Source organism: Flavobacterium plantiphilum (assembly GCF_046000495.1).
GTDB lineage: Bacteria > Bacteroidota > Bacteroidia > Flavobacteriales > Flavobacteriaceae > Flavobacterium > Flavobacterium plantiphilum.
Map to the genome: position 1 here is coordinate 137,946 of NZ_JBELQA010000008.1, position 13,057 is coordinate 151,002.

The window sequence follows — 13,057 nt, forward strand, 5'->3', positions numbered from 1 at the left end:
AGGTTTTTTGAAATTATAATTATTTAAATCAATGATTATGAAATTCTATTATGTGTATATTTTAAAATGTAATGATGATTCGTTGTATGTAGGAGTGACATCAGATATTGAAAGGAGATTAATGGAGCATAATGAAGGAAAATATCCGGAAGCTTATACACACAGCCGAAGACCAGTTGAGCTTACTTTTTATCAGGAATTTACAGAACCTAATCAGGCTATTGAATTTGAGAAAAAGGTAAAAAAATGGAGTAGGTCAAAAAAACAAGCATTGATTGATGGAGATTTTGATAGTTTACAAAATTTATCAGAGTGTAGAAATGCAACGCATCATAAATATAAGCCAGATGATGATCGACATTTAGAATAAAGCGTCTCGACTGCGCTCGACGTGACACTAGTTGTGTTATCAGTTTGATTTTTTACGAGTTCTCAAATAGATAGCACTGTAGATTTTAATCTATTTTAAATGTATTGGAGTTATTGATAAATTATATACTTTGTCAAATCGAGCGCAGTCGAGATTTTTTTAGTATTATAATTTACCAACTTGCACAAGATGTTAAAATGTAAATATATCTGTCAAATCGAGCGTAGTCGAGATTTTCCAGTGATATAAAATTTTAATTTTACTCGAAATAAAAATCAAATTTAAATTTTACAAGAATAATATTCAATGAAACAATTTCTGTTATTCACCATAAAAACAATAATTACACTCTTGCTGGTAGCAGTCGTATTAGACTACATCTATACTATTATTTATCTACAGGCAAATAATCGTAATAAAATAGAATACGTCTACAATTCAGCATCTCGAAATTACGATGTCGTTATTTTAGGTTCCTCCAGAGCCAATAATCATTTTGTATCGAAAATGTTCGAAGATAAAGGATTAAAAACCTTTAATTATGGTATGAGTGGCGGACATTTATTTGAAGCTTCGTTACTATTAAAACTGATGCTGGAACGCCAATATAAAATAAATACAATAATTCTTGAAACCGATTTGAATTTATCAAATCAGCATCAGGCAGAAGGTGTAGCAGCTGGATTTTTACCATATTTGCATGATTCAGAAATTATTAAAAATCATTTTTATAAGGAAGCCGGTTTTAAGGAGTTGTATTACATCCCTTTTTATCGTTATGTGAAATATGAAACCAGAATTGGTATTAGAGAAATGTTTTTCAGTTTAATTCATAAAAAATCAAAATTATTAGAGCATGGCGGTTTTTATGCTTTGGATAATAATAAGAAAGGCAATATGAAAAATGACATCAGTACGTTAAAACCATTAAAAAATAAATACTACGAAGAAATTAGGCAGCTTTGTAAAACCAATAAAATCCGTTTGATTTCGGTAATGACACCCATGTGTGAAAATACCAAAGGAATGGACTATTTCGATAAAGTAAAAAAAGCCTATCCGGAAATTCATAATTACGAAAATGTAGTAACAGAAGACAAGTATTTTTCTTCCTGCGGTCACATGAACGCCGATGGTGCTAAAATATTTACCGCCAGAATTATCAAAGATTTTTTTTAAAGTATAGAATTGTGAATGTTAATTCACAATTCACAATTCACAAAGTGTATGAAAATAGCCTTTTTAACACCCGAATATCCACATACAAAAACCGGAAATTCAGGAGGATTAGGAACAAGCATTAAAAATTTAGCAATCGGACTCTTGGAAGAGGGAGTTTCAGTTCGGGTATTGGTGTATGGACAAAGAGAAGATGCTTATTTTGAGGATTCTGGTATACTGGTACAGCAAATAAAAAATGTAAAGTTCAAAGGCTTATCCTGGTTTTTGACAAGAAAAAAATTGCAACGAATAATCAATCAATTGTACTCCAATAAAGAAATTGATATGGTTGAAGCACCTGATTGGACAGGAATTACCTCTTTTATTAAACCTGAAAAATGCCCGTTGATTATTAGACTAAACGGTTCGGACACCTATTTTTGTCATTTGGACAATCGTCCGGTAAAATGGATAAATAAATTTCATGAAAAAAAAGCTTTGCAACAGGCTGATAAATTAATTTCAGTAAGCCGGTTTACGGCAGATCAAACCAATACAGTTTTTGGTGTACACAAAGAATTCGAAATTATTCCCAATCCAATTGATGCCGGATTATTCAAAGCAGATGACTCAGTACAAAAATCAGACAAAAGCATACTGTATTTTGGAAGTTTAATTCGTAAAAAAGGACTTTTAGAATTACCTTTAATTTTTAATAAGGTAGTCGAGAGCAATCCGGATGTCCGCTTAATTTTAATTGGCAGAGATGTTCCCGATATTATAACGGATAATCCTTCGACTTGGAACATGATGCAGCAGCTTTTTTCTGAAAAGGCAATAAAAAATGTCGAATACTTGGGCAGCGTACCTTATGATGAAATAAAACAACAGATTCTCAAAGCAACGGTTTGTGTTTTTCCTTCATTTGCAGAAGCATTTCCGGTTTCCTGGCTCGAAGCAATGGCATTGGAAAAACCTATTGTAGCATCCAGCATTGGCTGGGCTAAAGAAATGATTGATGATGAAGTAAATGGTTTTTTAGTTAACCCTAAAGAACACGAACTGTATGCTGAAAAAATAGCTGCCTGTTTAAATGATGAAAGGTTATGTTTAGATACAGGAAAATTAGCCAGAGAAAAAGTAGAAAAACAATTTGATATAAAAATAATAGCAAAAAAAAATATTGAGTTTTATAAATCGATAATAGTTTAATTGTGATACTAATATACCATGACAATAAAAAGGTAGTAAAAATTATTTCGGAGAATAATGAAATAATCCCTTTCAATAACAAGGCGTCAATCGCTTTTGTATTAATGGAGCTGGCTAAAAAATATTCTCAGTGCAAAATTGTTTGGTGCCATCAAAAGTATAGTGAGGCATTGAATTTAGATAAAATAGATACTGTCTTTTATCATGATAAAATGATGCTCTCTTATAATCCCGATGCTGTAAATTTTTTAGGAAATAGAATTGGTTATGTTGAAGAATCTCCTTTCATAAAGATAAATAAGAAAGTAAGATACCCAACCTGGCAAATGAGTAGCTCAGTAGGAATAATACATTCCGATGTTTTAATGGCAATTGATAACCAAATAAAACAGCAGGCTAATTTTGATTATTATTTGAATTCAATAGCTAAAATTAGTATGCCGCTAGGTTTACTATGTTACTCCGAACCTGAATTGTTAAAAAATCATAGTTTTTTAAGCGAAAGAAAACCTTCAGATTATACTCTTTTTAAATTTGTAAAGCAGCATTATAAAACAAGATGGGTATTTTTATTATTTTTAAATCTGATGATTTATGAATTAAAGTTTCCTTTACTGGCTTTAGTCTACAGTCTTTTTTTTAAAAAAAGGAATGATTATTTGATAAAACTGGACAAGATTGAAGTGAATGTTTCGTCAGCGGATGATTTAAACTCAGAAAAAATAGATGTTATTATTCCAACTATAGGAAGAAAACAATACCTCTATGATGTTTTAAAAGACTTGGCACAACAAACACATTTGCCCCATAAAGTAATTATTGTGGAGCAAAACCCGTTGGAAGAAAGCATTTCCGAATTGGATTATCTTACAACAGAAAGCTGGCCGTTTGTGATCAAACATATTTTTACCCACCAGGCAGGTGCTTGCAATGCCCGAAATCGAGCTTTAGCCGAAGTAGAAAGCGAATGGGTATTTTTGGCAGATGACGATATTAGATTTTCTTCCTTTTGTATTGAAGAGGCATTTGATTTAATATTAAAATATAGAAACAAAGTGGTAAGTTTAAATTGTGTACGAACAAATCAAAAAATGATTAATAATAGAGTGATACAATGGAATGCCTTTGGCTCAGGATGCAGTATTGTTAAATCGAATGTTATAAAAAATATTCAATTTGATAAAAGATATGAATTTGGATTTGGAGAAGATTCTGATTTTGGAATGCAAATTAGGAATACTGGTAATGATATTCTGTATTTTCCAAATCCACAAATTTTGCATCTAAAAGCACCAATGGGAGGGTTTAGAACAAAAACCGATTTAATATGGAATCAGGATAAAATCAAACCCAAACCTTCACCTACAGTCATGTTGTATCAGTTATTACATCATACTAAAGAACAGCAAAAAGGGTATAAAACGACCTTGTTTATTAAATATTACAGTGCACAATCAATTAAAAATCCGTTGATTTACTTTTTTAATTTTAAAAAAGAATGGAAACAGAGTATATATTGGGCAAACTATCTGATGAGTAAACCATGAAATTTACACTAATTATTTGTACCTACATGCGTCCGCTGCCGCTACTGAAACTGCTGCAGTCAGTTAATAGACAAACACTTTATCCCGATGAAATACTAATAGTTGATGGTTCCTTAAATAAGGAAACCCAAGCAATACTCAAAAATTATCCGTTTAAAAACCTAAAATATTTTTTAGTTTCTTATGCGGATAGAGGATTAACGAGGCAAAGAAATTTTGGAATTAGCAAAACAGATAATAATTCCGCAATTGTTTGTTTTTTAGATGATGATACAGTTTTAGAAACAAATTATTTTGAAGAGTTACTTAAGGTTTATCAGAAATTCCCCGAAGCTTTAGGTGTTGGAGGTTATATCGCTAATGAAACCAAATGGGAAAAAGTTACGAATAATTATATACCGAAGATTAATGAATTCTGTTTTGATAGCTGGAAACGCAAAGACGGCAGCCGGTTCATTTTAAGAAAAAAACTGGGATTGGATAGTGATTGTCCGCCGGGTTTTTCGCCATTATTTTCTCATGGACGAAGTATTGGTTTTTTACCTCCCAGTAACAAACTATACGAAGCAGAACTGCTAATGGGAGGTGTTTCTTCGTTTAGAAAAAAAGTATTTGATTCAACCCGGTTTTCAACTTATTTTGAAGGTTACGGCCTGTATGAAGACGCTGATTTTTGTTTACGCTTAGCTAAAAAAGGAAAATTATATGTCAATACAGCTGCTCAGCTGAATCATTTTCATGCAGCTTCCGGCAGACCCAATCAGTATCATTATGGTAAAATGGTAGTGAGAAACGGCTGGTATGTATGGAGAGTAAAAAATCCCAATCCTAACTTAAAAGACAAATTAAAATGGCATGCGATAACCCTATTATTAGCGCTGATCAGATTGTCAAATATGCTGACAGCCAAAGATAAAAAAGCAGCTTTTACAGAGTCTGTAGGAAGATTTTCAGCATGGGGAAGTCTGTTGTTTAATAAATCAGGAAAATAATGATGAAATCAAAAGTATACGTATATGGCTTATGTAATGTATTTTATGATGCCTATTATATTAAGGGATTGAATGAGGTGATTGGAAAAGTTAATTTTAATATTTCTAAATTTCCGCTCTTTAAGCAGGGCACTTTTGCAGTTATTATTGAGAACACTAATTCTGTAAAAAAAATTATTATTGATTCTGGGGACTCAAATGAAATTGATTTAATGAATTTACAGTGGTGTGATGTTTACGGAAAAATTAACTATGATAAAACAGTATGGCAGCATGGTGAAATGGCGAAAAAAATTATTTCGATTGGACCGGGATTTGGGATTAAAATTTGGAATCTTTTCAAGACCCTTTTCTATATGGGAGTAAATTTTTATAAGTTTAAAACACATATTTCCAATAAAAGAGACTTTGTTGCTAATTATTGGAGACAGTATAAGAGATTGTATATAAGTAAATACTATCCTGAAGTTTCATCAAAAAATGAAGTTTTTTTTATAAGTAGTATTTGGAGGAAAGAAAAAGATACTAATGATTATAGAGCCTTATTTATTGAATGCTGTAAGGAGAATCGAAAAGTTGTTTTTGAAGGAGGCTTTGCATCAAGAACAGATGGAAATAATTTAGGGTATGATAATTTGGTAACTTCAGCAAAAATTCCATTAAAAGTGTATGTAAAGAAAATAAAAAAATCTGCAATTGTTTTTAATACTCCTGCAGTACTTTCATGTCATGGATGGAAATTAGCTGAATTTTTAGCTTTAGGAAAAGCAATAATTACAACACCACATTTTAATGAACTACCCGCAGATTTATTGAATTATGAACATCTGATTTATGCAAATAATAAAGAAACAATACAAAAAGCAATTGATGAACTGATCACAGATGAAAATTTAAAGAAACAAATACAAATTGCAGGCAGAGAATACTTTGAGGAATACCTAGCTCCCGAAGCTGTAATCAAAAAAATTTTAAGGCATTAGTTGTATTGGATTGGTTTGTTACAGTAAATAACAACTGAAGGAGTCCCTTACCTAGAATCCCCAACGTTCTAGATTAACACTAACGTTCTGATTTCTTTTTCCCTTTAGTAACAGGGGTAAAAAAGAAATCTACCTTTAGATCGGGAAAAGAAAAAAGCTTTAGGTCAGCAGTAAGAAAAAACTCCTGAATTCCTCCCAATCCACAACTCACAACTCCCGATTCACGATTCACAACTCCCAACTTCTCTAAGAGACATTACGGTGTGTAAAAGGAATGTTTTTTTAAGGAGGATTTTATAGATATAGCAGTGTACCGCTGCAGCATAGTTAAACTAAAGTTTTATAGGTATATTTGCGATACTGTTAATCATCGAACCAATTACAGCTATCGGTCATAAGACTACCTACAAACATGAAATTGTTAATTGTTACACATGTTCCGCACTATAAAGAGCAAAGCAGATATTATGCGTATGCACCCTATGTCCGGGAAATGAACCTCTGGTTGAAAAATGCACCTCAGTGTACTGTTGTCGCGCCAATTAGCACAGAAAAAAAAGGCACTATTGACATCCCTTATGAACATCCGGACATTATTTTTTTTAAAGTACCTGCCATTGCATTAACCTCCTTCATAAAGATTTTAAAAACCATGCTGGTACTGCCGCTGGTGCTGATAAGAATAATAAAAGCGATGCAGCAGGCCGATCATATCCATTTGCGTTGCCCCGGTAATATGGGATTACTGGGCTGCATACTGCAAATAGGATTTCCGTTCAAAACCAAATCAGCAAAATATGCAGGCAATTGGGATCCTGAAGCAAAACAACCGTGGACTTACCGGCTGCAAAAATGGATTTTAAACAATACTTTTTTAACCCGTAGAATGCAGGTGTTAGTATATGGAAACTGGAAGAATCAATCGGAGAATATCCGGCCCTTTTTTACAGCAACCTATTCGGAAACTGAAAAGCAAGCCATTCAAAAAACAGTACATTCCGGAGAAACAATCAGACTGCTGTTTGCAGGGACTTTAGTGGAAGGTAAAAATCCGATATATGCCATTCAGCTATTGGAACAAATAAAAGAAAGCATTCCCAACATACTTTTAGATATTTATGGAGAAGGAAAACTAAGGCGGGATATAGAAAAATATGTGGAAGTCAGTAATTTAAAAGAACATGTGATTTTACACGGGAATCAAAGTCAGAAGATAATTAAAAAAGCCTGTCAGCAAAGTCATTTTGTCGTTCTGCCCTCCAAAAGTGAAGGCTGGCCAAAAGCCATTGCCGAAGGAATGTTCTGGGGTTGTGTACCGCTGGCAACTGCCGTTTCCTGTATTCCGGATATGTTAGCACAGGGAAAACGGGGCGTTTTACTTCAAATGGAGGTTGAAAAAGATGCGTCTGCTATTAATGATTTAATTAATAATCCTTCAGTTTTTGAAAAGAAAAGTAAGGCAGCACAGCAATGGTCACAAAAATATACCTTAGATTATTTTGAAGCAGAAATCCAAAAATTACTGCAACAATGAGAGTAGTGCAATTGATAGATTCCTTAGAAGCAGGTGGTGCCGAACGCATGGCGGTAAATTATGCCAATGTTCTTGCGGAAGAAATTGAATTTTCTGCCATAGTGGCTACCCGCAAAGAAGGGATTTTAAAAAAGCAAATAAGTAATAAAACAAATTATCTGTTTTTAAACAAAAAAAGCACGCTGGATATAAAAGCAGTATTTACACTCAGAAAGTACGTGAAGAAACACCGAATACAAATCATTCAGGCACACAGTTCTTCTTTCTTTTTAGCTGTTTTAATCAAATTGACATTACCAGCCATTAAGATAATCTGGCATGACCATTACGGAAACAGTGAGTTTTTAATAAAAAGACCTAAAGCTATTTTATGGCTGGCTAAGTATTTTTTTACGGGTATAATCACAGTAAACGAAAAACTTCAAGTTTGGGCACAGCAGCAATTGCATTTTAAAAATGCAATATATTTACCTAATTTCGCTGTAATTGGAAATGAAACACACCGACAGACTGTTTTGAAAGGACAGCATGGAAAGCGTATTGTTTGTCTGGCTAATTTGCGTCCCCAAAAGAATCATTTTTTGCTTTTGGAAGTGGCTGCTAAATTAAAAGAATCACATCCGGAATGGACTGTTCATCTGACAGGTAAAAATTTTAAGGATGACTATGCACAAAGGTTAAAGGATGGAATTAAAGAAAAGCAGTTAGAAAATCAGGTTTTTTTATACGATTCCTGTCCGGATATTTCAGGAGTTTTAGAACAGGCAGAAATAGGAATTTTAACTTCAGATTCGGAGGGCTTGCCGGTAGCACTGTTAGAATATGGTTTGCATAGAAAAGCGGTAGTGATGACCAATGTTGGAGAAGTTGCTGCTGTATTGCAAGATAAGAACAATGGTTTTCTGGTGCAGCCAAATAATGCTATGTTGTTTTACAACAGCGTAGTGGAACTGATAGATAATAAAATGCTAAGGGAAAGTTTTGCTGATCAGCTGCAGCAGCGGGTGATGCACCATTTTTCGGCTACTGCGGTGATGGTAAAATACAGGCATTGGATTAGAATAACAATTACAAATGAATAAATCAGAAATCAATTATATCAATCTGGCGCTGTTCCATGTAGGTCTGGCGTTTATTCTTTTTTATATTCCGTTTTTATCTAAAATATATCCGTTGCTGGTGGCAGCTTTTGGCGGTTATTATGTTATTGCTGCTAATAACAGAAATAATGAAGTTTTGTATGTTGTTGCTTATCTGGTAGGTGCAGAGGTTTTTATCAGAATGACAGGTGGTAATTTAAATTACGAATACGTCAAGACTGTGGTTTCGCTGCTAATGCTGTTGGGTTTTGTGTTAAGTGGTTTCTCAAAGAACAGTATCATATACTGGTTGTATTTTCTGTTGTTAGTCCCCTCAGTTTTAATGACAATGAGTACGCAGATAATTGATTTGGAAGTGCGTAAAGCGATTACATTTAATATTTCGGGACCGGTCTGTCTGGGATTGTGTGCGTTGTATTGCTATAAAAGAAAGCTTTCATTCACACAGCTGCAAAATATTATAGTGTTTTTTGGAATACCTGTTATTGCTACGCTGGTATATTTGCTGTTGTATAATCCCAGTGTACAGGATGTAGTAACCGGAACCCAGTCTAATTTTGCCACCTCGGGAGGTTTTGGTCCTAATCAGGTGGCTACCATTTTGGGGCTGGGGATGTTTGTCTTTTTCTGCCAGTTGGTTTTTATGTCCAAATCAAAAATAACTATAGCTTTAAACGGTTTTCTTTTTGTTTTAACAAGCTACAGAGCTATTGTTACTTTTTCCAGAGGAGGAGTAATTACGGGCTTTGCGATGATTGTTTTTATAATTATAGCAGCCTATTTGTTGAGTAATTCTTCAGGAAAAAGAAAACTGAAATGGATTGTAGTATTAAGCAGTATTTTGGTTTTTAGTGTCTGGAGCTATAGTGTAGTTCAGACCAGCGGACTGATTAATAAGAGATATGCCAATCAGGATGCTGCCGGCAGGGAGAAAGAAGACCGTCTGGGAGGACGTGAAGCGGTAATGGGAACAGAAATCGAACTCTTTAAAGAAAATCCTGTAATGGGAGTAGGTATTGGTTTAGGAAAAATATTTAGAGAGCAGGAAATCGGACAGGAAGTGGCTTCTCATAACGAAATTACGAGATTATTAGCGGAACACGGTATGTTTGGCGTATTGATTTTATTAATTTTGTTTATAACTCCTGTGGTACTGTATTTAAATAATTACCAGAATATTTATTTTTTCTCCTTTTATGTTTTTTGGCTGCTAACCATTAATCATGCTGCTATGCGGCTCGCTGCTCCGGCCTTTGTGTACGCTTTAACGTTACTGGATATACAAATTAAACCGGTTGAAAGCAGAACTAAAATAGTGTAAATATCTTATTTTATTTTTCAGATAGTATTTAAACTGAATTTAAAGTCATTAATAGGATATGTTATCATGTCTGAGCAGATAGTTTGTAAACTGGTACAGAAATTATATTTTAAAGTTCATCTGAGTTGACAATTTTACAGATAAGAACTATATTGCCGACAAAAAAGAATGTTACAGGATAAAATACATTTTGAGATTTCCGAAAGGAAAGCAATTCTGCACCTTGTAGATGTATGCGCTGTTGTCATAGCTTTATATAGTTTCGGGTACTTTTTTGATTTGGCATACTTAAAAGCAGCAGTCTCTAATCTGATTTACCTGATAGTTCTTGTATTTTATTTAAAAGTAATTGGTACAATATTAGAGTTTTACAATCTGCAGGTATCCAGTAATGAATACCAGATTATAAGAAGTACTATTCTTACGGTAACCATTACCGTACTGGCGTATTTGCTGACTCCTGTTTATGCTCCTCAATTGCCCTCTAACCGGCTTCAGATTTTGACATTTTTACTGGTTTTTTTCTTTTCATTGCTGGTATGGAGAGTGTTCTATGTTCGGTTTCTGGCATCTCGAAGGTTTTTTCAGAATGCTTTATTAGTTTGTGACAACAATCAGCTCGAAGAACTTATTCTGGGACTTGAAAATATTGATCCGCACTATAAAATTATAGCGTATGTGAATGATTATCCGAGTAGCAAAGAGGGCTTTCATTCGTACGTCGAAGCTGTACAAACGAAAGATTTACTTTGTTACGTAAAAGAAAAGCATATTACTGAAATTGTAATTGGTACTCAGAAACCGGAAAATATTACCACTGAGCTGTACCAGCAATTGTTGAAATTATTACAGTCAGGAAAAGTAATCAGAGAATATTCACAGGTGTATGAGTCAAAAACCCAGCGTATTCCTGTGCAATATGCAGAACGGGATTTTTATCGGTTTTTCCCTTTTAGCCGTAGCAATCAAAACCGCCTGTATTTGGCAATAGTACGGATTCTGGAAATCATGCTTTCGGTTGTGGGCTTGTTCATCACACTGATACTGATTCCTTTTATTTTTGTTATAAATGCTTTTGAAAACAGAGGAAGTTTGTTTTATTCGCAGGAAAGAGTAGGGAAAGACGGGAAGGTATTTAAAATATTAAAGTTTCGTACCATGATTGAAAATGCAGAGGCTGAGAAAGCAGTTTTTGCTACTTGTAATGACAGCAGAATTACCGCATTTGGCAAGTTTATGAGAAAAACCAGAATGGACGAATTTCCGCAGTTTGTAAACATTATAAAAGGAGATATGGCTGTGATAGGACCACGTCCGGAACGTCCTTTCTTTGTAAAAGAAATTGCAGCAAGAATGCCCTTTTATGAAACAAGACACGTTATTAAACCCGGTCTTACCGGATGGGCACAGGTAAATTACAGTTACGGAGAATCTATTGAAGAAAGTTTAATCAAACTCCAGTATGATTTGTATTATATTAAACACCGCAGTTTTTACCTGGATTTTAGTATTACACTGAAGACAATAACTACCGTTTTATTTTACAGAGGACAATAAAATTATTTAGTTGATTATATTATTTAATTTTTGGAACAGCTCTCTTTTTTAGTATCAGTTGTATCAAAAAATAAACAGAAGTGACTACTAATGGCAGTACAATAAATAAGTGCACTTTATTGAGTAAAATCACTACATATATTCCAATTGAAATAAGATTAAATACTGCCAGTCTATAGCTCCATACTTTATTTTTTAAGCTGTAAAACACAGCCAAAACTAATAAAGCGGGATTAAACAATAGTACATTATAATTGTTAGCGAGTTCTAAGTGATTAGAATAGAATCCCATAAAAATAAAGAATAATCCAAGGAATCCCATTATGGTAAAAAAACTCAGGTGTATCATTCTTTTATTCAGAATTACTAATAAAGCTGTAAAAATAAGGTATGTATAAATATTGTTCCACCAGGAAAACGGATGGGAAGGCTCAAAGTTCAAAATAGTTTTGTTTTCCGGTGCTAACGCCTTGTTTTTATAGGTGGTTACCGCTAAACTCTTCTGCAGTTCTATCGGTAAAAATAATTTAGTACCGGGCTCGTCTACCTTGGTTCCAAAAATAATACTTGTACCTAATTTTTCGTAAAAATGATGGTTAAAGTAAGGATATAAAATGGTTCTGTATGTAAGTTCAGTATCTGTTTTTTTTGTAATTACGATGTTGCCCAGTGTTTTATTGATGAGATCAACTACCATTGAAGTACAGTTTTTATCAATAAATTTATAGGTATAATGACTCTCCCCTGAGGCTAAAGAAGTGTTTAGGTTTTCAAATAGCTGTTGTTTCAGTTCCAGAGGAATCTGTAATTCCTGTTCCTCAACCGAACGCCTGTCATAAGCATACTGACTGATAAAGTCAGTGTAGCGGTTAACAACTGCGAAATATTGCAGATCTCCTTTGGCAAATTTAGGAACGAAATTAGGCGTGCTAAAATCAAAAGCACCATAATTATAAACAGCATCTACAAAATTAACAGAGTCTTTAATCCGAATAGCGGTATGCCCGAAAAGAGAATAAGATTCGTTTCCGGTCCCACAGGTAATGACACTAGCAGTGGCTTCTCCGGATAATTGAATATTTTGTGCGCTGACTGCATTGACAAAGCTAAGAAAGAATAGTAATAGGGTTGTTTTTTTTAAAAAGGGAATGTGTGCCATAATAAATGTCGTTACTATTTTTTTTCAAAAGTATCATTTTTTAACGAGCTGGCTTCTTTGTTATTTTAAATAATGAATAATAAATCGGTTGTTGAAAATGATGTTGAAGAAAAAATAAGGA

The 13,057-nt window shown here is 33.7% G+C and carries 11 protein-coding genes; 10 read left to right on the forward strand and 1 reads right to left on the reverse strand.

Features of this window, described 5'->3' with window-relative positions:
- The first annotated feature begins 37 nt into the window (after positions 1-37).
- From ABS764_RS14065 to ABS764_RS14110, 10 genes are all read left to right on the forward strand, one after another.
- The gene (locus ABS764_RS14065; protein ID WP_408082422.1) at positions 38-370 is read left to right on the forward strand and encodes a GIY-YIG nuclease family protein; all 333 of its coding nucleotides are present in this window, start codon (positions 38-40) and stop codon (positions 368-370) included.
- A gap of 306 nt (positions 371-676) precedes the next feature.
- Positions 677-1,549: a hypothetical protein gene (locus ABS764_RS14070; RefSeq protein ID WP_408082423.1), complete on the forward strand. Its 873-nt coding sequence runs from the start codon at positions 677-679 to the stop codon at positions 1,547-1,549.
- A gap of 48 nt (positions 1,550-1,597) precedes the next feature.
- The gene (locus ABS764_RS14075; RefSeq protein ID WP_408082424.1) at positions 1,598-2,743 is read left to right on the forward strand and encodes a glycosyltransferase family 4 protein; all 1,146 of its coding nucleotides are present in this window, start codon (positions 1,598-1,600) and stop codon (positions 2,741-2,743) included.
- A gap of 2 nt (positions 2,744-2,745) precedes the next feature.
- Positions 2,746-4,290, forward strand: a complete 1,545-nt coding sequence (locus ABS764_RS14080; protein WP_408082425.1) for a glycosyltransferase family 2 protein — start codon at positions 2,746-2,748, stop codon at positions 4,288-4,290.
- A complete protein-coding gene (locus tag ABS764_RS14085; protein WP_408082426.1) occupies positions 4,287-5,282 on the forward strand; it encodes a glycosyltransferase family 2 protein in 996 nt (331 codons plus the stop codon). The genes ABS764_RS14080 and ABS764_RS14085 overlap by 4 nt, the downstream gene beginning before the upstream one ends.
- Entirely contained in the window at positions 5,282-6,265 is a 984-nt protein-coding gene (locus tag ABS764_RS14090) for a glycosyltransferase (RefSeq protein ID WP_408082427.1), read from the forward strand. Before ABS764_RS14085 ends, ABS764_RS14090 begins: the two co-directional genes overlap by 1 nt.
- A 412-nt stretch (positions 6,266-6,677) precedes the next feature.
- Positions 6,678-7,799, forward strand: a complete 1,122-nt coding sequence (locus ABS764_RS14095) for a glycosyltransferase family 4 protein (RefSeq protein ID WP_408082428.1) — start codon at positions 6,678-6,680, stop codon at positions 7,797-7,799.
- Positions 7,796-8,881, forward strand: a complete 1,086-nt coding sequence (locus ABS764_RS14100; protein ID WP_408082429.1) for a glycosyltransferase — start codon at positions 7,796-7,798, stop codon at positions 8,879-8,881. Before ABS764_RS14095 ends, ABS764_RS14100 begins: the two co-directional genes overlap by 4 nt.
- Positions 8,874-10,220 carry an O-antigen ligase family protein gene (locus tag ABS764_RS14105; protein WP_408082430.1) on the forward strand — a complete coding sequence of 449 codons (1,347 nt, stop codon included), beginning with the start codon at positions 8,874-8,876 and terminating at the stop codon, positions 10,218-10,220. The genes ABS764_RS14100 and ABS764_RS14105 overlap by 8 nt, the downstream gene beginning before the upstream one ends.
- 168 nt (positions 10,221-10,388) lie before the next feature.
- Positions 10,389-11,777, forward strand: a complete 1,389-nt coding sequence (locus tag ABS764_RS14110) for an exopolysaccharide biosynthesis polyprenyl glycosylphosphotransferase (protein WP_408082431.1) — start codon at positions 10,389-10,391, stop codon at positions 11,775-11,777.
- A gap of 19 nt (positions 11,778-11,796) precedes the next feature.
- Here the strand turns inward: ABS764_RS14110 and ABS764_RS14115 are convergent, their stop codons facing one another.
- Entirely contained in the window at positions 11,797-12,936 is a 1,140-nt protein-coding gene (locus ABS764_RS14115) for a lipoprotein N-acyltransferase Lnb domain-containing protein (RefSeq protein ID WP_408082432.1), read from the reverse strand.
- Between the last annotated feature and the right edge of the window lie 121 nt (positions 12,937-13,057).

What these genes read in the sequence shown, in the direction of transcription:
- ABS764_RS14065 (WP_408082422.1), top strand. Translation starts at nt 38, where the DNA reads ATGAAATTCTATTATGTGTATATTTTAAAATGTAATGATGATTCGTTG.
- ABS764_RS14070 (WP_408082423.1), top strand. Translation starts at nt 677, where the DNA reads ATGAAACAATTTCTGTTATTCACCATAAAAACAATAATTACACTCTTG.
- ABS764_RS14075 (WP_408082424.1), top strand. Translation starts at nt 1,598, where the DNA reads ATGAAAATAGCCTTTTTAACACCCGAATATCCACATACAAAAACCGGA.
- ABS764_RS14085 (WP_408082426.1), top strand. Translation starts at nt 4,287, where the DNA reads ATGAAATTTACACTAATTATTTGTACCTACATGCGTCCGCTGCCGCTA.
- ABS764_RS14090 (WP_408082427.1), top strand. Translation starts at nt 5,282, where the DNA reads ATGATGAAATCAAAAGTATACGTATATGGCTTATGTAATGTATTTTAT.
- ABS764_RS14095 (WP_408082428.1), top strand. Translation starts at nt 6,678, where the DNA reads ATGAAATTGTTAATTGTTACACATGTTCCGCACTATAAAGAGCAAAGC.
- ABS764_RS14100 (WP_408082429.1), top strand. Translation starts at nt 7,796, where the DNA reads ATGAGAGTAGTGCAATTGATAGATTCCTTAGAAGCAGGTGGTGCCGAA.
- ABS764_RS14105 (WP_408082430.1), top strand. Translation starts at nt 8,874, where the DNA reads ATGAATAAATCAGAAATCAATTATATCAATCTGGCGCTGTTCCATGTA.
- ABS764_RS14110 (WP_408082431.1), top strand. Translation starts at nt 10,389, where the DNA reads ATGTTACAGGATAAAATACATTTTGAGATTTCCGAAAGGAAAGCAATT.
- ABS764_RS14115 (WP_408082432.1), bottom strand. Translation starts at nt 12,936, where the DNA reads ATGGCACACATTCCCTTTTTAAAAAAAACAACCCTATTACTATTCTTT.